General features: G+C 62.3%; 20 protein-coding genes and 3 pseudogenes. 10 read left to right on the top strand and 13 right to left on the bottom strand.

The window, feature by feature from the left end:
• Positions 1-335 (top strand): flavin reductase (locus VMJ11_RS15500; RefSeq protein ID WP_325620275.1); only part of this gene is annotated, 335 nt, incomplete at its 5' end.
• 201 nt (positions 336-536) lie between these two features.
• Here the strand turns inward: VMJ11_RS15500 and VMJ11_RS15495 are convergent.
• The 5 genes and pseudogenes from VMJ11_RS15495 to VMJ11_RS15475 all read right to left on the bottom strand — a co-directional run bounded on the left by VMJ11_RS15495 (position 537) and on the right by VMJ11_RS15475 (position 6712).
• Positions 537-2699 (bottom strand): glycoside hydrolase family 28 protein, encoded by a 2163-nt coding sequence (locus VMJ11_RS15495; RefSeq protein ID WP_325620274.1) that lies wholly within the window; start codon positions 2697-2699, stop codon positions 537-539.
• 593 nt (positions 2700-3292) lie between these two features.
• Positions 3293-3571: pseudogene (locus VMJ11_RS15490) on the bottom strand (LysR family transcriptional regulator); the annotation flags it as partial.
• 135 nt (positions 3572-3706) lie between these two features.
• Complete coding sequence (locus VMJ11_RS15485; protein WP_325620273.1) at positions 3707-4981, bottom strand: Zn-dependent hydrolase; 1275 nt, start codon at positions 4979-4981, stop codon at positions 3707-3709.
• Positions 4974-5522, bottom strand: a complete 549-nt coding sequence (locus VMJ11_RS15480; RefSeq protein ID WP_325620272.1) for an L-2-amino-thiazoline-4-carboxylic acid hydrolase — start codon at positions 5520-5522, stop codon at positions 4974-4976. The genes VMJ11_RS15485 and VMJ11_RS15480 overlap by 8 nt, the downstream gene beginning before the upstream one ends.
• Positions 5523-5536: 14 nt before the next feature.
• Positions 5537-6712 carry a branched-chain amino acid ABC transporter substrate-binding protein gene (locus tag VMJ11_RS15475; RefSeq protein ID WP_325620271.1) on the bottom strand — a complete coding sequence of 392 codons (1176 nt, stop codon included), beginning with the start codon at positions 6710-6712 and terminating at the stop codon, positions 5537-5539.
• A 243-nt stretch (positions 6713-6955) separates the two neighbouring features.
• Here VMJ11_RS15475 and VMJ11_RS15470 point away from each other — a divergent pair, with 243 nt between their 5' ends.
• Entirely contained in the window at positions 6956-7852 is an 897-nt protein-coding gene (locus tag VMJ11_RS15470; protein ID WP_325620270.1) for a LysR substrate-binding domain-containing protein, read from the top strand.
• Positions 7853-7891: 39 nt separating this feature from the next.
• Here VMJ11_RS15470 and VMJ11_RS15465 read toward each other — a convergent pair whose 3' ends face one another.
• From VMJ11_RS15465 to VMJ11_RS15450, 4 genes are all read right to left on the bottom strand, one after another.
• On the bottom strand, positions 7892-8854 hold the full coding sequence (locus tag VMJ11_RS15465; protein WP_325620269.1) for a sulfonate ABC transporter substrate-binding protein: 963 nt from the start codon (positions 8852-8854) through the stop codon (positions 7892-7894).
• Positions 8855-9037: 183 nt separating this feature from the next.
• Entirely contained in the window at positions 9038-9754 is a 717-nt protein-coding gene (locus VMJ11_RS15460) for a haloacid dehalogenase type II (protein ID WP_325620276.1), read from the bottom strand.
• Between the two features lie 373 nt (positions 9755-10127).
• Positions 10128-11396: an acyl-CoA dehydrogenase family protein gene (locus tag VMJ11_RS15455; protein WP_325620268.1), complete on the bottom strand. Its 1269-nt coding sequence runs from the start codon at positions 11394-11396 to the stop codon at positions 10128-10130.
• A gap of 37 nt (positions 11397-11433) precedes the next feature.
• Positions 11434-12774, bottom strand: coding sequence for an LLM class flavin-dependent oxidoreductase (locus VMJ11_RS15450; protein ID WP_325620267.1), 1341 nt, complete (start codon positions 12772-12774; stop codon positions 11434-11436).
• A gap of 335 nt (positions 12775-13109) precedes the next feature.
• Here VMJ11_RS15450 and VMJ11_RS15445 point away from each other — a divergent pair.
• The 7 genes and pseudogenes from VMJ11_RS15445 to VMJ11_RS15415 form a co-directional block, all read left to right on the top strand.
• A pseudogene (locus VMJ11_RS15445) lies at positions 13110-13595 on the top strand (MetQ/NlpA family ABC transporter substrate-binding protein); the annotation flags it as partial.
• A 632-nt stretch (positions 13596-14227) separates the two neighbouring features.
• A complete protein-coding gene (locus VMJ11_RS15440) occupies positions 14228-15457 on the top strand; it encodes a porin (RefSeq protein ID WP_325620266.1) in 1230 nt (409 codons plus the stop codon).
• 296 nt (positions 15458-15753) lie between these two features.
• A complete protein-coding gene (locus tag VMJ11_RS15435; RefSeq protein WP_325620265.1) occupies positions 15754-16002 on the top strand; it encodes a hypothetical protein in 249 nt (82 codons plus the stop codon).
• A 94-nt stretch (positions 16003-16096) separates the two neighbouring features.
• On the top strand, positions 16097-17179 hold the full coding sequence (locus VMJ11_RS15430; protein WP_325620264.1) for an ABC transporter substrate-binding protein: 1083 nt from the start codon (positions 16097-16099) through the stop codon (positions 17177-17179).
• 12 nt (positions 17180-17191) lie between these two features.
• Entirely contained in the window at positions 17192-18049 is an 858-nt protein-coding gene (locus VMJ11_RS15425; RefSeq protein ID WP_325620263.1) for an ABC transporter permease, read from the top strand.
• Between the two features lie 23 nt (positions 18050-18072).
• A complete protein-coding gene (locus VMJ11_RS15420; RefSeq protein WP_325620262.1) occupies positions 18073-18972 on the top strand; it encodes an ABC transporter permease in 900 nt (299 codons plus the stop codon).
• A gap of 28 nt (positions 18973-19000) precedes the next feature.
• Positions 19001-19858 (top strand): ABC transporter ATP-binding protein, encoded by an 858-nt coding sequence (locus VMJ11_RS15415; RefSeq protein ID WP_325620261.1) that lies wholly within the window; start codon positions 19001-19003, stop codon positions 19856-19858.
• Positions 19859-20176: 318 nt separating this feature from the next.
• On the opposite strand, the gene VMJ11_RS15410 is transcribed toward VMJ11_RS15415, so the two are convergent.
• Genes VMJ11_RS15410 through VMJ11_RS15395 form a run of 4 tightly spaced genes read right to left on the bottom strand, consistent with a single transcriptional unit; the run spans position 20177 to position 22384 of the window.
• On the bottom strand, positions 20177-20509 hold the full coding sequence (locus VMJ11_RS15410; RefSeq protein WP_325620260.1) for a hypothetical protein: 333 nt from the start codon (positions 20507-20509) through the stop codon (positions 20177-20179).
• Positions 20506-21099 carry a type VI secretion system amidase effector protein Tae4 gene (locus VMJ11_RS15405; protein ID WP_325620259.1) on the bottom strand — a complete coding sequence of 198 codons (594 nt, stop codon included), beginning with the start codon at positions 21097-21099 and terminating at the stop codon, positions 20506-20508. The genes VMJ11_RS15410 and VMJ11_RS15405 overlap by 4 nt, the downstream gene beginning before the upstream one ends.
• Positions 21100-21103: 4 nt before the next feature.
• Positions 21104-21640 carry a PAAR domain-containing protein gene (locus tag VMJ11_RS15400; RefSeq protein WP_325620258.1) on the bottom strand — a complete coding sequence of 179 codons (537 nt, stop codon included), beginning with the start codon at positions 21638-21640 and terminating at the stop codon, positions 21104-21106.
• A 24-nt stretch (positions 21641-21664) separates the two neighbouring features.
• On the bottom strand, positions 21665-22384 hold the full coding sequence (locus tag VMJ11_RS15395) for a hypothetical protein (protein WP_325620257.1): 720 nt from the start codon (positions 22382-22384) through the stop codon (positions 21665-21667).
• A 37-nt stretch (positions 22385-22421) separates the two neighbouring features.
• Between VMJ11_RS15395 and VMJ11_RS15390 the strand changes: the two are divergent.
• A pseudogene (locus tag VMJ11_RS15390) lies at positions 22422-23249 on the top strand (site-specific integrase); the annotation flags it as partial.

Below are 23249 nucleotides of genomic sequence, written 5' to 3'. Positions count from 1 at the left end.
CGATGCACACCGCTTTCGCAGGCAACGCCCGCGTGTGCGTGAACGTGCTGCCCGGCGAGCACGAGCTGCTTGCGAAGCATTTCGCGGGCCTCACGCAGTTGCCCATGGAAGCGCGCTTCGATCTGCCGCTCTGGGACGATGGCGAGCAAGGCGTGCCCGTGCTGCGCGATGCGCTCGCGAGCCTGCAGGGCGAGATCGTCGAGCTGAAGGAAGTTGGCTCGCATTCGGTCATGTTCGTGAAGGTGACCCAGATGCGCGTGCGCCGTGATGGCGACGGTCTCGTCTACTTCGACCGCAATTTCCACCGGCTCGCGCGGCCGTGCGCTACTGCATAGGCGAGGTGCGGCGCTGACGTGGCACCCGGCTCGCAGGCGTGGCGCATCATCACGCATGCGCCGACGTTCGGTCGGCAGCATATTTCGGGCTGCCTGGTAAGCGCAAATGAAAAAGCCGGGGCGGCAAATGCCGTCCCGGCTTGAAAGAACGCCCTGGTACGTATGCGCCGCGCGACAACGCCCGCGGCGCACACGACTGCCTTACTGCTGCTGCCCCGGCCAGGTCACGCCTGCCGGCGACGACTCGCCGATCGCCGGGAAGTCGACATAAGCCTGGCTGCAATCGACCGTGTTGGCCGTCGGCGGCTGCGACGATGCCGAACCTTTCAGCACCACGCGGTTGGCCGTCGAAGGCAGGATCGGCAGGTTCACGTTGTTCAGCGTGAGATCCGCGTCCGACGAGATCACCGAGATGTTGTCCGGCGAATCGGCCAGCACGTTGTTCAGCGTCATCGTCAGCGGATATTGCGGGTTCGTGTAGCCCTCGCCGTTATTCGCCTGGAAGCCCTGCAGCGTGACCGCCGAGCTGCCGATGATCTGCACGTTCGACATGGTGATGTCGTGGAAATTCGGATACAGCGGACCGGCGGCCGGCAGCGCCTTGGTGCTGTAGTACGGCGTGAAGACCAGCGCCGAACCGCTGTTGCGGATACAGATGTCGTTGTAGTTGATGTTGTTCACCTGACCGCCGCGCGCCCAGTCCGACTTGATACGCAGCGACGACTCGGCACCGTCGAACGAGTTGTCGTAGATCTGGATGTTCTGGACATTCGCGTTGGTTTCGCTGCCGATCGAGATGCCGTGGCCCGCATACATGTGGTTGTGGGCAATCACGAAGCCATACTGACGATCGGTGGCGACACCACGGTTGCCGTCGATACCGTACATCGTCGACACCGGGCTCGGATTGTTCGAACCCTTCGGCGAAATGTCGTCGTCGCCGGTGCTGATGTAGTTGTATGCGAAGACCGCGTTCTTGATGTAACCGTCGAACGTGATCGCACCGGCGGCCGAGGTCGTCGTGCTGCCCGTCGTCAACGCCTGCTTCGCCGTCTTGCTCGCCGAACCCGGGTCCACGCCGTCGGTGTTCTTCGCCGTATCGACGCTCGGCAACATGCCGAGGTAGTTCGGGTTGCCGTTACCGGCCGGGTTGGCCGAAGCCGAAAGCGAAGGCGTCTGGATCTTGATGCCCCATACCGTGAGGCCGTCCACACCGCTCGGCACCACGTGGAAGTTCGCGCTGTTGTTGAGCGTGATGCCGGCCAGCGTCAGGTTCTTCGCGTAGTTGAACACCATCATGCGGAAGTTCGACTGCGAGCCATAGCCGGTCGTGCCGTTTTCGATCATGTTGCCGAGCCAGGCCAGATCCCACCAGGTCATGTGGCGAGCCGGCGAGGTCTGGTCGACGAACGTGCCGCCGTTGTCGCACGCCACGCCGTTGGCGGCCTGCGTGCCGGTGCTGTAGGCCTGGTACGTGTTCGTACAGGTCAGGTCCACGCGCATGAGCGGGAAGAGCGCGTTCGAGCTGACGATTTCCGAAGCCGCGCGGCTGTCGATGCTGCCGCCGCCCACGACCGCCGAGTTCACGAGATATTGCCCGGTGATCAGCGCCGAGCAGTTGCTCGAGCTACCCGCCTTCATGCCGCCCGCGGCGCCCGCCGAAACAGAGGTCGGCACGGCCGTGTTCGCGCAGAACGGGCCCTTGGTGGGGGTTGCCGTCGGCAACTGATAGGCCATCACGTCACGCGTGGCGTAGACCGTCACGCCCGTGTCGATCCATAGCGTCACGCCCGAGGGCAGCGTCAGCGGACCGGTTATGAATGCGTTGCCCGGCCCCGTGTTCGACACGACGAGGCGCACCGCGAATTGCTTCGCGTGGAATTTGGCCTGATTCAGCGTCTGCGCCGAGGAGCCGGCGATATTGGTGTTCGGCACGTTGGCGGCCTGTTGCGCAGCCGCATCCGAGGCGTCCTGGGCCGCGATTGCCGCGCCCACTTGAGCGTCCACGGCTGCGCCGCAAGCGTCGAGCGCGGCCTGGATACGTTGCTGGTCCGGGTTCAGGATGGCTTGGGCCGCAGCGCCCGTCTGCCCCGTGGCGTTGTCCATTTCGGGGGTCAGCGCGCCGGTCGGCTGACGCACCAGTTTGTCGTTGGCGTAGAGCGTGGAGCACACCTGATCCGACGTGGGTAGCTGCGGAGCAGCCGGCAGCGCCGCGTCCTGGGTCGCGACGCCGACCTTGAACAGTGTTGGTGCCGGTGCCTGTGCAGCCGCGGACGACGGGTCGGAACTCCCGCCACTGCACGCAGCGGTCACGAGAACGATCGAACCGAACAGCGCTGTCAAACGTATGGATGTCAGAGACATTCCTTCTCCTTTGTTATCGAAATTTCCTGGCCGTTTCTCGCGGCGTCTCACCCCATGTTGCCTTACAAATTATTCTCAATTCTCACTTGGATGGCAATTGACCTAGCGTAAGTATTTCCATCTATTTACTTGCCGGGCGTAAGAATGCGACCGGATTTTCTTGTCAACCGGCCGCATGGGCCCGGCAGCATGCGGGTTTTGGCAGGATGACTCTCTTTTTTGAGTTGAGGAAGGCGGAGGGGATGGGGAGATCGACGGCAGCTGATGTCCAAATACTGGCACACTTTGTTGCCAGATGTCATACAATTTGTATGACGACTATGCGGGAAAATTCTGAGTCGCCTTGGGGCCTGGAATGACGACAGAGGTGCCCGGCGCCGATGGAGGAAGGGCCGCCCAGATCGGGTGCGGTCGGGAAGGATCGCGGCACATTGCGGATGACCGTGCACGCAGCTCCGGCTCGAACCCGATTGAATATCAGGCGAGCACTCAGGGAGCAGGACAGCAAGCTTGCGGCGCTTTCGTACCTCGTGCGTACGCTGCCGCGCAAGCCGAGGACGTCGTCATTCCACGGCGCGTCAATCGCAGGCCCGTCAAGAAGGCACGAGCTCCGTCGTGAAACGCGCATCGAGCAGGTTTGACGCGGGGCGGTCCGCGAGCCGCGCGAGTGACTCGACCATGCGAACCTGGCAGTCGGCGAGCGGAATGCGGCGCACGCCCGGCGAGCCGCCGAACTCCGCGTTGCCGATTACGCCAACGCCCACGCCCTGCGCGATGGCGGTTTGCAGCGCCTCGCGACCTTCCACATACAGCACGGGTCGCACTTGCAGGCGCTTGCGCACCAGTTCCGCTTCGAGCAGTTGCTGCGTGACCAGGAGGGAAGAGCGGCGACGGGAAGCGCGCAGGCACGCGTTCCCGACGCGAATTGCCCGCGTTCTTGATGAACCTCCGCAATCCGTATGCTGCACGGGCAGACTGCTACGGGCCAGCCAGTGGAAGCCGGGCGGTTATGGTGATGCTTGTGATGCCAGCGTGCCGCTGCTTGCCAGAACCGCATGCAGCAGCACGTTCGCGCCGGCCTCGGCCCATTCGGGCGTGATCGCCTCGCCCTCGTTGTGGCTCAGACCATCGATACACGGTATGAAGATCATGCCTGTCGGTGCCACCCGGGCCACGTAGCAGGCATCATGACCCGCTCCCGAAACGATGTCCGCGTGGGACAGATCGAGCTGCTGCGCGGCGTTGCGCACGGCCTCGATGCACTCGGGCGCAAACGGCACCGGGGCATAGTCGAAAATCTGCTCGATCTGATGCGCAAGACCGAGGTCCTCCGCGATCTGCGCGAGCTGCGCCCGCAAAGCAGCGTCCATTTCAGCGAGGACGCTCGCTTCCGGGTGGCGGATCTCGAGCGTGAAGAAGCAGCGCCCCGGCACCGTGTTACGGGAGTTCGGAGACGCCTCGATCATGCCGACGGTCGCGCGTGCATGTGGCGCATGGCGCCGGCCTAGCGCGTCGGCGAAATCGATCATGCGCGCGGCGCCGACCAACGCGTCGCGGCGCAGGTCCATTGGCGTCGTGCCTGCATGCGCATCGACGCCGACGAGTTCGATTTCATACCAGCGTTGCCCATTGCCGCCCGTCACTACGCCGATCGTCTTTCGTGCATGTTCGAGTATCGCGCCCTGTTCGATATGCAACTCGTAGGCCGCGTGCACCGGAAAGCCGCCCACCGGCTCCTCGCCGTCATAGCCGATCTGCGTGAGCGCCTCGCCGATCGTCGTGCCCGACGAATCTGCGCGCGCCAGGCCGTAATCCAGCGGAAATACGCCCGCGAACACGCCGGACGCGATCATTGCGGGCGCGAAGCGCGAGCCCTCCTCGTTGGTCCACACCACGACGTCGATCGGCCGCACGGTCTGCACGCCCGCGTCGTTGAGCGCGCGCACGACTTCGAGCGCCCCGAGCACGCCGTAGATGCCGTCGTAGCGGCCGCCGGTCGGCTGCGTGTCGGCATGCGAGCCGGTCAGGACGGGTGCCGCGTGCGGATCATGGCCGGCGCGTCGCGCGAAGATGTTGCCCATTCTGTCGACGCGTACCGTACAACCTGCCTCCCGCGCCCATTCGACGAAGAGATCGCGCGCAGCGCGGTCGAGTTCGGTGAGCGCGAGTCGGCAAACGCCGCCGCGTGGCGTCGCGCCGATTTGCGCCATCGTCTCGAGCGAGGCCCACAGCCGCTCGCCGTTCACGCACAGCGCGCCAACATCGATTGCGTGCTCAGTCATGATCGGCACTCCGCGAGGACACATCGGCGCCGGCATCGTCGGCGCGATAGCGGAAATCACAGCGCGGGGCGCCCTGCATGATCGTCGTCGTGCGCGTGAGCTTCACGCCCGGCTCATAGCCGGCGATGAACAGGTCGTCACGCGCGCAGCTCAGCAGGTGACCAATCTCGCCTAGCCCCATGGCGTGGTACATCTCCGCATAGCGGCAACGCTTGACGTCATAGTCGTAACGCTCGCCGTCCGACCGCAATACTTCCACGTCGAGCGCGTCGTCCTTTTTCCATAACGTCTGCAGTGCAACGAACGTCGTGAGGCTCGGGCCCTGCGGTTCGCGCTCGGCGAATTGCTGGCCGCTCGCGATCGCCGCGCCTTGTATGGCCTCGCCAATCACTGCCTGCGCACGCTCGAAGCCGAAGTCACGTTTGAGTATCTCGTAGATCGGCTTGATGATCTCAGCCTCGATGCGGCGGCGCGCGAGAATGCCGAGATTGTCGATGGCCGCCTGCTCCGGGTGGCCGTGTGTATCGGCTGGCGTATTCATGACTGCCCCTCCGTTCAGTTCGATGCGGTCTTCGCAGCCGCGCCGCCGCCGAGCACGTCGACGACCGCCCACTTGCCACCGCGCACTTCGTAGATCGTGTACGCCGGATTCTCGAGGTTGCCCTGCGCATCGAAGGCGATGGTGCCCGTGATGCCGGGCCGGTCGAGTGTGTGCAGCGCCTTCACGAGCTTTGCGGGCTCGGTCGAATCGGTCTGCTGGACAGCGGCGATCAGCGTTGTGGCGGCGTCGTAGGCGAACGGCGCGTGCAGCTCGATGGGCGCGTGATAACGCGCGCGGTACTGCGCGTCGAAGGCCGGACCGCCCGGCATGCGTTGCAGCGGCCGCCCCGGTTCGAGTGCCGTCACACCCTCTCCGTCCGCGCCCGCGAGATTCAGGAACGTCTGGCTCACGAAGCCGCCCGCGCCGAGCAGCGGCGCGTGAATCTGCAGCTGATGCATGCGGCGCACGAGCGGCGCGGCTTCCACGTCGATGCCGCCAAGAAAGATCAGGTCAGCATGCTTCGCCTTGATGGCCGTGAGGACGCCACTGAAGTCAGTGGTCTTGTCCGTCACGTACTCGTGATCGACTACGGTGCCACCGTTGTTCTGCACGCCTTTGATGAACTGGGTCGCGAGACCCGCGCCGAACGAGGTTTGATCGTCGATCACGGCGATGCGCTTCGCCTTGAGCGTTTTCACCGCATAGGCCCCGGTATAGGCGCCACTGCCATCGTCGTGGCCCATGATCCGAAACGCAGTGTCGTAGCCTTGCAGCGTGTATTGATGGCCCGTCGAAGCCGGCGCGATCTCGGGAATGCCCGCGTCGTGATAGATGCGCGAGGCTGGCACGCTGCAACCGGTGTTCCAGTGGCCAACCACGCCGATCACGTGCTTGTCGACGAGTTGCTGCGCCACGGCCACGGCGGTACGCGGATCGGACTGATCGTCGGCAGCGACCAGTTGATAGACGATGGGCTGACCGTGCAGTGTCGGATGCTTGCTGTTCGCATCGTCGATGGCGAGTTGCGCGCCGTTTTGCAGATCCTTGCCGATGCGCGCCGAAGCGCCCGTTAGCGGCGCGGCAAGGCCGATCAGCACGACTTGCGGACTTTGGGCATAGGCGCCGGGCGCGAGGCCCGCGGTGAGGAGTGCCGCAAGCGGCGCCACGAAGAAGGAAGCAGCGTTTCTCATGTTTGGCTTTGTCGATAAAAGTGACTGGCGGGGAATGGATACATGCGAGGCGTGGCATACGGTGCGACGACCCCGCGACCGTGCCCCGAAACATGAGAAAATATTAAAGATCGCCGCTGACCCGGTCTAAATTACGAATTCTCAGATGCTTATTCCGAATCCGAATCATTGATTCAATACCTTGATAATTAATGATTTTTATGCGATCCGTGCCGCGTCAGAGAAATGGATAAAATTTATGACATGAAAAAAATCGAACGATTCGACGCCGACCCGCCGCTGCGCGCCGTGCGCGCCTTCGAGGCATTCGCACGCACGGGCTCGGTGACCGTGGCGGCGGCGGAGCTCGACGTCACGCCGTCGGCGGTCAGCCATCAATTGCAGTTACTCGAAACCTTCCTGCAGACCCGGCTGATGGTGCGCGATGGGCGCACGCTCGCGTTGACCGCCGAAGGGCGCGACTACTATCGCTCGATCAGCACGGCGTTCTCGGTGTTGCGCAGTGCGACTGGCTTCGTGCGAGAGCGCTCGTCGCGCCGGCAAATCACGATCAGCCTGATTCCGCTGTTCGGCATTGGCTGGTTCATTCCGAGGCTCCACGATTTCCTCGACGCCAATGAGGACGTGGATGTGACAGTGCTCTACGCGAATCACCGCAATTACCTGAGCGACGCCTCGGATTTGTCGATCCGCTTCGGGACCGGTGACTGGCAGGGCTACACGAGCACGCGCCTCGTTTCGGGCGCGGTCTCGGCGATGTGCAGCCCGCGCTTTCTGCGCCGCTACGGACCGTTCAGAAAGCCGGCCGATCTCGCCTCGGTGCCGCTCGTTCACGACGAAGACCGCAGCACCTGGGCAAACTGGCTGCAAAGCGCGGGCGTGAAGAACGTGACGCGCACCGTCGGGCCCCTGTTCGAGGACGGCCAGCTGGCGCTGAACGCGGCACTGGCCGACCTTGGCGTGGCACTGTTGCGCAAGCCGCTCGTCGAGCGCGAGCTGGCGTCGGGGCAACTCACGAAGCTGTTCGACCACACGCTGGACGATGGTCGGCACTACTATCTGTGCATGCGAAAAGACAGCGATCCGCCCGACAGTGTCCGGCGGCTCGCCGATTGGCTCGTTGGTGCGTTGAAGGCATGACAGGGTCGACCAAACCCGTCGACGCAACACAGCTGAGTGCTAAGCGATCCCCGCCGGCGCCGCATCAAGCACGTTCACGCGCTTCGGTACCAGCTTCAGGTCGTAGAACGTATTGGCGATCTGCTGCTGCTCGGCGAGGATAGCCTTTGTGATCGGGCCGGTCCCGAACTGCACGCGCGCAATCGCCGCGCTGACCACGTCGTTGGGCAGCCCCCAAAGCTGCGCGAGCTGAGCGGAGAGCGCCGCCCGGTTACCCTGCCCCCATTGATCGATCTGGCTCAATTCATCGATGAGGATCTTGATGACGTCAGGGTTTTGTTTCGCGTAATCGAGCGACGAAAAATAGTAGGCGCGGTTTCCGACCACACCGCTAGCATCGGTGAGGATGCGGGCGTTGAGCGTCTTTTGGGCGGCGGCCAGAAACGGATCCCAGATCAGCCAGGCGTCGATGGAACCGCGCTCGAACGCCGCGCGCGCGTCGGCGGGCGCGAGGAACACGACATTCACATCGGCGTACTGAAGGTTGTGCGCCTGCAGCAGCTTCACGAGGAAATAGTGGACATTGCTGCCGCGGTTCAGCGCGACCGTCTTGCCTTTGAGATCCGGCACGCTGCGAACAGTCGAGGCATGTGGCACGAGAACCGCTTCCGACTGCGGGCGCGGCACCGTGGCCGCGACATAGGCGAGAGGTGCGCCGGCGGCCTGCGCAAAGATGGGAGGCGCTTCGCCCACGTCGCCGAAATCGATCGACCCTACGTTGAGCGCTTCCAGTTGCACGGGGCCCGCGTCGAACTCTGTCCACGTGAGCGCTACACCAAGCGGTGCAAGCCGCTTCTCGAGCGTTCCACGCCCTTTGAGCAGACTCAGATAACCCTTCTGGTTGCCGATGCGCAGCGTGCGCGGGGCATTCGCCGCGTGTGCGGGCAAAACGCCGAGCGCGGGCAATGCGGCGAGCGCTCCGGCTCCCGCGGTGAGTCTGATGAAGCGGCGGCGTGCATTCATGCGTGGCAGGTTCGACCCGAAGTCGACAGAAAATGACAATGCCGCCGATGTTATAACCCGGCCGTCAGCGTGGAAACCATCAAATCCTGCGCTCCTAATTCCTGCCGCAGATAACCGGCACGGCGATCAGTCAGATCGCAAGAAGGGCCAGGAATATCTTCGCGCACCTCCTTGGATGTCTCCTCAACAGTCAAGCTGATTTGCAAGCTCGTTCAAATCGTCCACGACAAAGTCCCACGCCTGCTCCGCCTTCAGGTCCGTCTTTTGATGGGGACCGTGTTCGGTCGGCCGTACGACAAAAGCGGTCGAGAGGCCGAGCCGGCGTGCCGCCGCAAGGTCCCCGTTATGCGCTGCGACGAGGCAAAGTTCGGCCGGTGCCAGGCCGAGAATGTCCACCGTCTCGCTGTACACCTGCGGCGAGGGCTTGTAGGCGCGAACCACTTCGGCGCCGAGAATGGCGTCCCATGGCAAACCGGCGCGCTTTGCCATATCCACCATCAGCCGGATATTTCCATTCGACAATGGGGCGATGATGAAATGGCGTTTCAGGCGGCTGAGCGCCTCGATCGCATCCGGCCATGGATCGAGACGATGCCAGGCCAGGTTGAGTTCGTCGATCTCGGCATCCGTTACCCCGGCAATGCCGCTACGGTCCAGCACCTTCACGAGATTCTCGCGATGCAGAACGTCGAGGCGCACGTACGGCCGGCGTCCGCTGCGAATTTCCTCCATGGAAGGCGAATATTCGCGGCGCCAGGCGTCCGCGAAGTCGAACGCATCGAGCTGCGGCGCATGGCGATGCAGAAACGCCGCGACATCCCTCGCGACTCCGCTGCGCCAGTCCACCACCGTGCCGAAGACGTCGAATACGAAGGCCTTGATTGCAGTATGTTTCGTCATAGGGTTCAAGATGGGTAGTCAATCGGAACGCAGCATGGCGAACCGCCCTGGTCAACTGACACAGGCGGCGCAGCGGACATTGAACCACTTGAACAGGAATCTTGCTGGCAGTTGCGCGAAGCGAGCGGGCGCGCAGCCCCCTTTCGCCGCGACCGCGTGGCGCTGCGTATCGAGGCGCAGGCGAGTGCGTTACGTCAAGGGTCGTTACGTGCATTGAGTACGGCTTCCACGGCGTCCTTCGCACGACGTAGTGGAAGCCGCGTGCGCAGCGGCCACAGGTAGGCAGACGTCTCGTCGACGCTGCTACAGTGTCACATCGCCCGCTCGGTAGGCCGCGAGTTTCCACTCACACGGCACCGAACCGGCGCGGCAATCAACCTTTGCCCACGCGATAAAAACTCGGCGGCACAGTGCCGTTCACCGCAAATGCGCCGACTTGCCGCTCGCGATACACGCGCGGATTATGTGATGAAATGGTGCGCGCGTTGCGCCAGTAGCGATCGAGCCCTTCGGTGCGGAGCGTAGCCGATGCGCCGAGCGCATCGAAGAGCTCCGTGCTCGCGTCCAGGACGAGCCGCGTGATCACCGAAACGGACTGGTCCACTTCGACGTGCGCTTCGGTGTGTGCCTGCTGACGCCGCGCTTCGCTTGCAGCCGGATCCTGGTGCGCTTCGTAGCTGCGCTGGATCGCCTTTGCTGCCTGCAACGCCACGGCGCCCGCAGCGTATGCGGCGCCGTGCAGGCGGCCGACAACCTGGAGAATCTGCGGATCGTCGGCGACACGGTCTGCATTGCCATTGCTGTAGACACGGTCGCGCTGGCGCACGCGGCGCGCGACATCATCGGCGAGCGCGCGCCCGATGCCAGCCAGCGACGCCAGATGCACGAGCTGATAGAACGGCACAGCATAGGGAAAGCGTGTGGCAGAGGGGCGAATCCATTCCGGCTCGACCGCGACATCCACGAACGTCGCCGTGCCGCTTGCCGTGAGTGCCTGGCCGAAGCCGTCCCAGTCGTCGATCACCTCCACGCCCGGAGCCGTGCGCGGCACCTGAAGATAAACGGTATCGTCGCCGTCTTGCGCGGCAACGGCTACCCAGTCCGCGAACAGCGAACCCGTGGTGTAGAACTTGCGGCCGTTCAGGCGAATGCCCTGCGACGTGCGCGTGAGATGCGTGGCGAACGTGCCGACCTTGGTGCTGCCCACCTCAGAAAGACCCGCGCCAATCAGGTCGCCCGCTGCAAGCTTGCTCAGCCAGTGCGCCTGCCATTCGGCTTCGTGCGCGGTGAGCACGTCTTCGACAAAGCCGAGGTGCGCACGCACCGCGTTGACGACGTTCGTATCGGCGGCGCCAAGTTCGATCAGCAATCCGAATAGTTCGGGTAACGTTGCGCCCACACCGCCCTGTTCGCGTGGCAGGCGCAGGCGCGTAAAGCCGGCCTCGCGCAGCGACTTGATCTCTTCGTGCGGCAGCCGGTGGGCGAAATCTCGTTCGACGGCACTCGCGCGAATGCGCGCGAAGAGCGGGCGCCAGTCGCGCGCGAGCGCTTCGTAACGCTCGCTCGGCGGCGCGCCCCAGGCAGAGTGAGGTTCGAAGCCGATATCAGCGTTCGTTGCGTTGTCGGAAGTGTGTTGGGACATAGTGCGAATTCCGGTTGAGTCAGGCTATGTGACGAAGTCAGGCGGACGGATAGCTGCCGCGCGCTGGGCGCTTGAGCCCGAGGTGATCGCGCAACGTGCGGCCCTCGTACTCGGTGCGGAACAGGCCACGCCGCCGCAGCTCGGGCAGCACGAGTTCGACAAAATCGGCGAGCCCGCCCGGGAAATAAGGCGCCATGATGTTGAAGCCATCGGCGCCCTCCTCCTCGAACCATTGCTGCAACTGATCTGCAATGCTTTGCGGCGTGCCGACCACCTGTTGATGACCACGCGCACCGGCTATGCGCAAATAAAGCTCGCGGATCGTAAGCTTGTCGCGGCGTGCGAGATCGACGAGCAGATGCTGACGGCTCTTCGGCCCATTGGTTTCGGGCAGATCGGGGATCGGGCCGTCGACGTCGTACGCGGAGAGATCCACGCCGCCGATCACGCTGGAAAGCAACGCCACGCCGACCACGGGGTCGACAAGCGATTGCAGTTGCTCGAACTTCTCTTCGGCTCCCGCCTGCGTGCGGCCAACTACGGGAAATATGCCTGGCATGATCTTCACGTCGTCGCGCTCGCGCCCGTAGCGCGGCAGGCGGCCCTTGATGTCCGCATAGAAGGCCTTCGCTTCGTCGAAGGTCTGGTGCGCGACGAAGATCACTTCCGCCGTTCGTGCCGCAAGCTCTCGGCCGGATTCCGAGGCACCGGCCTGCACGACGACGGGGCGGCCCTGCGGCGAGCGTGAAACATTGAGCGGCCCACGCACCTTGAAGAAGTCGCCGCGATGGTCGAGCACGTGCAACTTCTCCGTATCGAGGTAGATGCCGCTCGCCTTGTCGCGAGGAAATGCGTCGTCGTCCCAGGAATCCCAGAGGCCGAGCACGACATCGTGGAATTCCGCGGCGCGCTGGTAGCGGTTTGTGTGATCCGGTAACTCGTCGAAGTTGAAGTTATGCGCTTCAGCTGTGCTGCTCGACGTGACGAGATTCCAGCCCGCGCGACCGCCTGAAATCTGGTCGAGCGAAGCGAATTTGCGCGCGACGTTATAGGGCTCGTGAAACGAGGTGGAAACGGTCGCGATCAGTCCGATGCGCTCGGTGATGGCAGCGAGCGCCGAAAGCAGCGTGACGGGCTCGAAAAACTCGCTGCGCGCCGTGCGCGCGAGCGAGCCCAGGTGAGTGCTGCGCACACCCGACGAATCCGCAAAGAAAATGGCATCGAATTTCGCGGCCTCGGCGAGACGTGCGAGTTCCACATAGTGGCGGAAGTTGCTGCCGGCGTCCTCCTGCGCGTCGGGATGGCGCCAGCCAGCAATATGGTGGCCCGTTTGCATCAGAAATGCGCCGAGGCGCAACTGTCGGGAAGGTTGGGTCATGTGCGTTTGCACCTTTGGCTCGGACGGTTAGACCATCGATTCTTCTGCCTGGACGCTGCCCATTCAACCAAGATATTGGAATATTCATATGGCCGGCATTCAATTACGACGGCCCGAGGCGGCCGATCGACCTCGCCGTCGCTGTGAAGCAAGATTCGTATTATCGGTGGCCGATATATAAATCTCGAATCGATATTGGCCGTACCTTGAGGCCGCAACCATAATCGTCAAGGAGCGGCCCCGCGCCGCCCACGCACGGCGATCATCGGTTGTACCAAACCAGAACGTAACCAACCACGCGACATCGATTAGTCATCCAGATATTCTTCTCTGCTATTGCGCTGTTTTCGCTGCAATCTGAAGCCGTTCACGCCGCCGGCGATGCCCCGCACGTGTTGCGAGTGGGCTTCGTGGCCGGTCCCTACGCCGATGAATTTCGTGAAGGCGTCGAACCACAACTCAAGCGCAAGGGCTACACGGTCCAGTACGTCAACTTCAGCACCGGGCTCGAAGCGAATCAGGCCGTGTGGCACGGCGAGATTGCCGCCGATGTGATGCAGCACAGCGTCTATCTGAAGGCATACAACGACCGTAACGGCACTGACCTCGTCGGCGTCGTACAGGTACCGACGCCCCCCATGGGTCTCTACTCCACCCGCCATCATTCGCTAGCCGAGGTCAAGCCCGGCGCAACGGTCGCCGTACCGAACGATCCGGTCAACCTCGAACGCGCGCTCAAGATTCTCCAGGCGGTCGGCTGGATACGCATTCGCGAGAATCCCAATCCTGTTGATGTCTCCGAGCGCGACGTGGTTGCCAATCTATTTCCCGCGTTAGCACGTACGCTTCACGGCGCGCGAGACGCACTGAATCCCGCTTCCGTTACTGGTGGCACGATGCGGTGACGTTCGCGGACGGCTTGCGAAAGCAGATTGGCTTGCCGAGCCCACGCGCGATGAGCCAGTGGGCTATACAACACGAACCGCTGGAGCAACACCACCGCATTGTGTTGTGTAGCCGCATCCGTGCGAATCGAACAATCTCTTGCGCGGCAATGCCAGACATGCAGGACCGAACCCCGGGCTGACGAGACAACGCACACAACGCATACGAAACGCGGCCTCTACGTGCATAGCACCTGCCCGGGCCGCACAGTCAACGGTCCAGCAAACGCCGCAACCGTCGTTAGATCTTCTTGTAAATTCGCCATTCGCATCGCATGCGAGATTACATATCAATATAAGAAATCATTCGATCTCACAGAGATTACAGCCTTGACCGCTTCTTATGTGACTCCGGAAAATAGCTCCCGCTGATTGAACGATCGAGGTGAAAATTTTCAACGAACCATTTCAATTATTTGATTCGCACTCTTTAGTTAATGCACGGACGCGGCGTCTTTTTTTGAAACGAATCTCCAGAAGTTGATCACGGCTCGAAAAAGCCCTTTAACATGAAAAAAACACTTCTCGCTCTGAGTACCATCGCACTGTCACCCGTCGCTGCCTACGCCCAGAGCAGCGTGACGCTCTACGGTATCGTCACGGGCAACGTGACGTACGTGAACAACGTTCAAACGGCGGCTACGCCCGCCGGTGGCAAGCCCATCGGCGGCGGCCAGGTCGCACTCTTCGACAGCGGCACCTCCGGCCCGAGTTCGAGCCGCTGGGGCCTGAAAGGTGCCGAGGATCTAGGCGGCGGCCTGAAGACGCTGTTCGTGCTCGAAAGCGGCTTCAGCGTCGCCAATGGCACGCTCGGCCAGGGTGGCACCCTGTTCGGCCGCCAAGCCTGGGTCGGGCTCACCGCTCCGAATTACGGTACCGCGTCGCTCGGACGCCAGTCCGATGCCGCGGTGGATTATGTGTCGCCGCTGCTCTACGCCTGGTACTTCGGCAACCTCGCGATCCATCCGGCCGATTACGACAACCTGAACTTCACGCACCGCATCAACAACTCGGTCAAATACAGTTCGGACTCCTTCGGTGGATTCCGGTTCGGCGCGCTGTACAGCTTTGGCGGCGTAGCAGGCAACTTCACGCAGAACCAGTACTGGTCTGCGGGCTTCAGCTATGCCGGATCGATCGTTGGAGTCGCGGCGTCGATCATCAACGCGCGCAATCCGAACAATTCGCTGTATGGCACGAATGCGAATGCGAGCGCCACCGGCAACAATCTCGGCTCCGCCGGTTCCGCCACGACGCCGGAATCGAACCCGTCCATTTCCGGATTCGCCTCCGCCCGCACGCAGCAGACGGTCGCCGTGGCCTCGACCTTGACGTTCGGCTCGGCCATCCTGGGCGTCGCCTGGTCCAACACGCAATACCGCGATCTCGGGGCAACCGCCTCGCTCAACCCGCAGAACTACCAGGGCACGGCATCGTTCAACACGGTCGGTGCGAGCGTGCGTTATCAGATCACGCCGTTCCTGCGCGTGGGCACGTCGTTCGATTACACGAACGGCGGCAACCTGAACGGCCGCGGTGGCGCGCGCTATGAGCAGTGGAACGTGGGCGCCGGCTACTCGCTGTCCAAGGCCACCGAGTTGTATACGACGGCTGCGTTCCAGCACGCAAGCGGTGTCGACTCATGGGGACGCGAGGCTGTCGCCGACATCGGCTATCTGTCTCCCTCGACGACGTCGAAACAGGTCGCGGTCTCCGCTGGCATCAAGCACCTGTTCTAACCTCGCGCACGAGCCGCGGCTTTGTCGACTTGACGGCGGCGGCTCGCTCGCTCTGTTGGACACGTAGGTGCTCGTGACCGCAACGGGCGCGAAGCGCGGTATCTGAACCGCTCTCCGTCGCCCAGGCGGAATCCTCTTACGATATGGCGCCCAGTCGGCGTCGTAGACGAATCACACTGCAAGCGCGGCGCGAAAAGCATCGCTGCCTATATCCATAGCTCGAATGCTTCCTTGCCCGGACGCGCCACCTCGACAAGAATGAGGCTCGAAGACGACACTCACCCGCCGGTAACGTCATGTCGAATGCCGCCAGTCTCCAACTCGAACCCGCCACGCTCGCCGACGAATACGATCGTCCCGGGACCCATCGGTTCAACCACAGTCTGCAACGGGTCGACACACTCGGCGCAGCAGAAGGCGGGTGCGCGCAGCAACGCGCACAGGCGCGGCTGGCCGATGCGCTCGAAGCAAGCCGCAGGCCGCGCGGACTTCAACTAACGCGGCGTTCGCGCTTGGTCGCCGAGCACAAACCGGTCGCCCATTGAAATCGCATCGCGTCCAGGCGCAGGCGTTCTCCCGTAATGCTTCCGTATTGCTCCCGAACCCCACTCCATTCTCCGAAACCGATCGATCCATTCAATGGCTAACCGAACCCCACGTCTGCTCGCTCGTCTGAAGTCCCTTTTGTTGGTCGCCGCGCTTGTTCTCGCGGCCCCGCATGCGCATGCCGACAAACCTGCCGTGATCCGCATCGGCGTTGCCCAGCAAGGCGCCGGCGACCCGCCGACATTCGGCGGCTCACCCGCTGCAACCGTTCAGCAACTGCAATTGCTCGAAAAGGAGTTCGCCGCTGATGGCATCAAGGTCGAATGGCTCTTTTTCAAGGGGGCTGGCCCTGCTGTCAACGAAGCCATTGCCGATAAATCGCTCGACTTCGCCTATCAGGGTGATCTGCCGTCCGTGCTCGGCCGCGCAAATGGTCTGAAGACGCACATCCTGCTTGAATCGGGGGTGCGCGTGGGCGTGAAGATCGCGGTGCCGCCCGACTCGAACGTGCACACCGTCAAGGATCTGAAAGGCCTCCGCGTGTCGATTTTTCGCGGCACCAATCTGCAACTCGTCGCGGACAATGTGCTCTCCGCCAATCAGCTCGACGAACGCGACCTGCGCGTGATCAATCTCGATTCGGCGAGTTCGCTGGCTGCGTTGTCGTCGAAGGGTATCGACGCTTCCGTCAACGACTACCACCTGTACAGGCTGCGCGATCAGGGGCTCGCCAAAATCATCTACGAATCGCAGACGGATGGTCCGCAATTTACGCGTCAAGCGCATCTGCTCGTGCTCGACGATTTCGACCATGCGCATCCCGACATCGTGCAGCGCGTCGTGAACGTGTTCGTCAAAGGCGCGCAATGGTCGTCGGATGAAGCGAACCGTGATGCCCTCTTCAAGCTGTGGGCGAAGAGCGGCGTGAGCTACGCGTCGTGGCAGGCCGAGTTCGCGAACCAGGCTTTGAAGTCGCGCAATTCGCCGCTCGTCGATCCGTTCATCGTCGCGCGCTACAAGGCCGTGGCCAGCGACGCACTGAAGCTGAAGCTGATCCGCCAACCCGTCGACGTCGACGGCTGGTTCGAGACACGCTATCTCGACAATGCGCTGCACGCCCAGTCGCTCGAACACTATTGGACACGCTATGACGCCCAGGGCAAGCCGCTCAGCTGACGGAGATCGACGATGAGCAAGGCGATACGTGAATGGTCACCGGCCGCTGGGCGCGAGACCTCGCGACCAGGCGACGCAGTTCGTGCAAATGCGCGGCGGCGCGTACGAACGATCGCCTGGCATCTCGCGCCGTGGCTGTTGCCGGCCGCCCTGTTTGCACTGTGGAGCATAGGATGCGAGCGCGGCTGGATCGCGCCGCAGATTCTGCCGCCGCCGCAACTCGTGTACGACACGCTGAGCGACCTCGCGCGCAGCGGCGACCTCGCCCACAATACGCTCTTCAGCCTTCGACGCGTACTGTTTGGCTTCGCGGCGGGCTCGCTCGCCGGCCTCGTTATCGGCGCGGCGCTCGGGTTGTCGCGCAGGTTCGAAGCCTATGTGCTGCCTGGGTTCAACGCGCTCGTGCAGATTCCCGTGCTCGGCTGGCTGCCGTTTCTGCTCTTGCTGGTCGGCGTGGGCGAGCCGCTCAAATACATTCTGATCGCGCATGCGGCGCTCGTGCCCGTTACGTTGAGCACGATGCAGGGTATCCGTCAAACGCCCGCCGCACTCGACGAGGCCGCGCGCGTGTTCGCCTATAGCCGCTGGCAACGCATCGTGCACGTGGTGCTGCCCGCCGCCGTGCCGACGCTCGCTACCGGCGTGCGGCTCGCGTTCACGAAGGCATGGCTCGCGCTGGTCGTCGTCGAACTGGTCGCGTCGTCGGAGGGACTCGGTTATCTGATCGTCTACGGACGCCAGCTCTTTCAGCTCGATCTCGTGATGGCTTCCGTCGTGATCGTCGGCGCCATCGGCTTTGCGATCAACCGCCTGCTCGACGCGCTCGAAGCGCGGCTGCGGCGCGGTCAGCCATCGGCTTTTCGCGATTAGGCGTTTCGTTCGGGGTACAGATCATGTCACTTACACGCTTATCCGATTTGCTGCGCCGCTTCTTCGAGCCAAAGCGCAGCGAGCCGCCGCCCTGCGGTTGCAATGCGCCTGTGAAGCCGTCTCGCAATGCCGCGCTCAAGCGTCGTCTTGCGGCATTCAACTGGCGCGGCCTCGTCTTGCCGTTGATCGCATTCGTATTGTGGTGGATTGCGTCCGCCCTGCATCTCGTGAAGAGCGGCCTGCTGGTCAGCCCCGCCGATGTCGCTCATACGGCATGGCGGCAGATCACGAGCGGCGCGTTGCTGCGCGCATTGTCTGCTTCGCTCGCACGCGAGGCGAGCGGCTTCGTCATCGGCACGGCGGGTGGGCTGCTGCTCGGCACGGCACTCGGCTTGTCGCGCATCGCAACGCGCATCGTCGGCCCGACCTTCGATACGTTCAAGCAGATCTCGCTTTTTGCGTGGATACCGCTCATCTCGGTCTGGTTCGGCCTCGGCGATGTGGCGAAAGTCGTGTTCCTCTCGCTGGCCGCGCTGCTGCCGGTCGCCACGCATACGTGCGACGGCATCCACGCCGTACCGCGCCGCTATGTCGAGGTCGCGCGCGCGTTTCGCTATTCGAGGGTCCAGCTAATCCGCTTCGTGATGCTTCCAGCCGCCTTGCCTTCGATTTTCACGGGCATTTATCTCGCGTTGATCTACTCATGGCTCGCGACGCTCGGCGCCGAGTATCTGCTGGTGGCTGGAAGCGGGATCGGCAACACGCTGATCGACGGCAGCGAGCAGTTCAGAATGGATCTCGTGCTATTCGGCATCATCGTCGTCGGTCTGACGGGCTGGGCGCTCAATGCGCTTGCCCGCAGCGTCGAGCGATGGGTCTTTGCGCGGCGCGCTGGTGCGCCGCAGGAAAGTGCGGCCACATGACGCCGCTTCATCAAACGGACATCAGCTTATGAAGACCCCTGTCTCCGAAGGCATCCGCATTCGCGGCGTCAGCAAACAGTACGCACAACAACACGGCGCCAATGGCGCGCTGCGCGTGCTGGACGACATTTCGCTCGATATCGGGCGGGGTGAATTCGTTAGCATTCTCGGCGCGAGCGGCTGCGGAAAATCGACGCTGCTGCGGCTGATCGCCGGGCTCGATACGGACTTTAGCGGCAACATTCAAGTGGACGGCGAACGCGTGCTCGATACATCGCTCGAACGCGGCATCGTGTTTCAGGATCACCGGCTCTTTCCATGGCTCACCGCCTCGCAGAACATACTCGCGGCGCTGCGCAACGCGCCGCTCACCTCGCGGCAAAAACGCGAGGCCGTTGCGGAGCATGTCGCACTCGTTGGTCTGGAGGGATTCGAGCATGCGTATCCACACCAGTTGTCGGGTGGTATGGCGCAACGCGTGGCGATTGCGCGCGGACTCGTGAACCGGCCGCGTGTGCTGTTGCTCGATGAACCGTTCGGCGCGCTCGACGCCCTCACCCGCAGCCGCCTGCAAAACGAACTGCAACGTATCTGGGAACACGAGCGCATTACGATGATTCTCGTCACGCACGATGTCGATGAAGCGATCTATCTGGGCGATCGTGTCGTGACGATGGCGCCGCGCCCCGGCCGCGTGAAGCGCATCGCGCATGTGAATCTGCCGAGGCCGCGCGAGCGCAGCCACCCGCATTTCACCCAGCTGCGCGAGCAGATTCTGGCGGACTTCTCCGATCACCAGCGGCCAGGCGGGAACGATCCTTTCGACGACGCTCCGCGTTCAGGTGACCAGGAGCCGCGCATTACCGAATGGCGGCTCGCCTGGTAGGCGCACAGGCTTTCGAGGCAGCACCGTGAGTGACAGCAAGTTCATGCCATCGGGCAACGGAGAGTGCGCAGGCGGCTTCAACATCATGCCGCCGTGGCGCGGCATCGTAGGCGCACTCGAGAGAGCCAGCCGCCGATTATTCCCCCCAGGGGCAGATACATAGTTGGGAAGAAAACCGCTTCTTATTGCCTTGATACCCCTCTCGCAGGGGTATTTTTTGCTCGCTGCGCGGAGAAGTTATACCCTAAATGCACATCAGATGTATCGTGCGGCCGCTGCCAACGTTGCCTCCTTGGCGGGAAGCCAGTCGCGGACAGCTTACGGCCAGACGGCAGCATAGAAGACCATGTAGAAAGCCACCGTCGCGATGGCAAGAAGGAACGCCCACTGCGCCAGCTGAGGTGCACGCAGCTTTGATTGACGGAACCCAGTCACGCCCCATCCGAGAGTCGGCCCACCAATGAAGAGCAGGATGAAGGCGTAGCCCCACCAAGGGACTGCGCAATGCTCGACGTCCCAACAGCCGTGCCAGCGCGTGGAAATCAAGGGCCACGAAAACCATTGCGCCAGCTGACTTGCGAGCAGCGCGCTCCCCCATGAAGTCAGCAAGCCCAGCGCCAGAAAGAACAACAGTATCGTCGCGCGCTTCATTTGATTTCCCAGAACAAAATCTGCTTGGACTTTCCGAGGTCTGAGTACCATGCCGCAGAGAGGCCGAGGCGGAAACGGAAGAACGTTGTCACTCGACCTTGAACCCCTGGCGAGGTAAGGGTGTCTTTGTTCCAAAGGTCGATGTGGTCGCCAGTCGTGGCACCGCTACTGTCGGTATCCCGCGCCCAGTATCCTGAAAAGAAGATGATTCCGGTTCGTCCTTTGACCTTGTCTCGCCAGTCAGCGCCGGTGACGTCCTCGGGCGACTTCAAGCCAGCCAGTGGCTTCAACTTGAGCCAATCGGCCATCTCTCGCGCTCGAAGGGCCGTTCGCTTACCGTCGATGCGAATCTGGCCTTGCCCTCGGAATGACTTCATATCGAGGCCGACATTGTGGAGGGTAATACTCAGCCGAATCGCGCACTGATTGTCCGCATATGGCGGGACCTTTCCCGTCTGTGGGTCGACAAACGGGTCTTCCTTGTCCGGATATGCAGCCCACAACTGCGGGAATGTCACCGCTTGAAGCGGTACTTCCTTGATGGAATTCGGCGTCGTATTCGGTTTTACGGCGGTCTTCTTATTGGGCATTCGGTCAGTTCCCGGCCATCTTTTCAAGGGCTTCATCGCCCCAGTAGACGTGATAGTCAGCGTCGCTGGAGGTGAATACGCGCGGCAAGTGCCCATTTGCGTCGAGATTGCCTGTGAGCACCTGACCATCCGATGTCTCGATGTAGTAGGGATAGCCCTCCGACGCGCCAGTGCCAACCGCTCGAACTCGTTCGTCGAAATCGTTCGACATGTCTCGCCGTTGTCCAGCGCCGTCTGAATGGAAGCCCATGCCCGCCAACTCATGGCTCTCGAACGTCATGAACATGTCATCCTGCGACGGGAGCAACCGCGGCGGCGGATTGCATTTGCAGATGCACAGGTCGTTTTCCAGTGCAACCTGCTGGCCGTCGAAGGTCATCGGCCAAGAAGGGCCTGCACCAACGATATGGCCTGTCGATTTACACGTGGGACAGAAAATTGACGCGCCATGATAGGCGAGCGGCGTTCCGTTGTTAAATCCCGCAGCTACTCCGTCCAGAACAACACCGTCCGCTGTGGTCTTGTCCCCTTTGACAATCATCCTTCGTCGCATTTGCTACCACCTTTATGCAATATCGTTCGACTCGGCCCACAGGTCGTCGAGCAGCGTACTAGGCACAAAATGCCATTGTTCGAACTCCGGGTCGTACAAAGCAATCTGGTTGCACTCTGAGCCAGAAGGAACGGTGCCGGGAATTTTCTGAATAGCCGTAGCAATTGCGCGGTGACGGTGTTCTTCAGCCCAACCGATTACGCGAGAAAATGCCTCCTTGTACGCGAAGAGCCCCGCGTTTTCGTGAACCCGCTCTATTGCGGTGAGCGTATCCGCGTCCACCTTGACAGCTATGTGGTGAGCGCGTTCCGGGGGGACGTGCTGCTCTTGGTGTTTGCAGCACGCCGCTAGGCTTCCATTCCGACGGCAAATGAGCGCTCCGTCATGCGCGGGCCAGCCGAACTGAATATCCAGGGCAAGTCTACCGTTGTGGTCAGCAAGAAACCCGCTCGGAACATACTGATGCGCAGGCACCACGTGATAAGGCTTGCCAGGGCTCGAGGCATAAGCAGCTTCAAGCATGGCATCGAACGGCGAAAGGAACGCCCGTATCGCCTGACTGTCGCCCGAGCCCTCGCATAGTACGTTTGCCCAGTCAGGTTCGCTGGGCCGTAGCTGATAGTTTACGGCCAGGTAGAGAGTCGGCTCGGGAAAGAAAACGTGTCCGCATGAGAATCCACGTGCTGCTCCGGTAGTCACAATGCCCCCATCTGCACAATCCGCAGCGAGCATTCTGGATTCATAAGACGAAATGAGTCAACCACCCGTGATGATTCTTGACACTCCGTGTTCGTGTACTATCTGCGGCTTTTTCCTGCCAGATATGTTCGTCAGTGTCAAAGCGCGGGTCTATACCGACGCTACCGACGTATACACGGAAATCCCCGCTTTGCTGACACCTGCGGGGATTCTTGAGCCATTGCTCGATTATTTCCTGTATCGAAGCCATGACCGGAGTCTGCAATGGATGCGGAAGGTGACGCGGTCAGTCCGCATGTTTCTCGAATACTTACAAACGAACCCGGACGAGCGCGACACCTACCGTCTCTTTCAGAATTTCGCCCAGCGACTCTACACCGGGACGTTTGACCGAGTGACCGGTTTCGACCTCAGCGGCTTGTGCTGGTCGCCCCGGTCACCTCACGACGCCTCAACCATCATCACACATCTAACCGACTTCTTCGATTGGCTTGGAGAAACGCGGCCGGCCGCCGCGCAAGTAAATCCCCGCTACGCTGGCGGCGCCTTCGACCGGCAGACAGATGAGGCCGCGTACCAATACCGGCGGAGCAAGGCATTTCTGGGACACACGTGGGCGGCGAACGCAGCCACTGCCGGACCCGGGCACCGTATGCGAGGTCGCCGCCCACCCAAGGTCGAAAAGGGTGAGCCGCCAGCTTTCCCAGACGAGCGCTTCGAGGAACTGATTGTCAAGGGATTCTGCGCGGCCGGACGGTACGACTATCGCGGTATGCTCGTTACATTGCTGCTGCACGGCGCGGGCTTCCGCGAATCGGAGCCTTTCCACCTCTACATCTCCGATGTGTTACCAGACCTTGCCAACCAGCGCCAGGCCAAGGTGCTCATTCATCACCCC

The sequence above is a fragment of the Paraburkholderia sp. genome (assembly GCF_035501035.1).
GTDB lineage: Bacteria > Pseudomonadota > Gammaproteobacteria > Burkholderiales > Burkholderiaceae > Paraburkholderia.
This window is presented reverse-complemented; position numbering and strand designations above follow the sequence as displayed.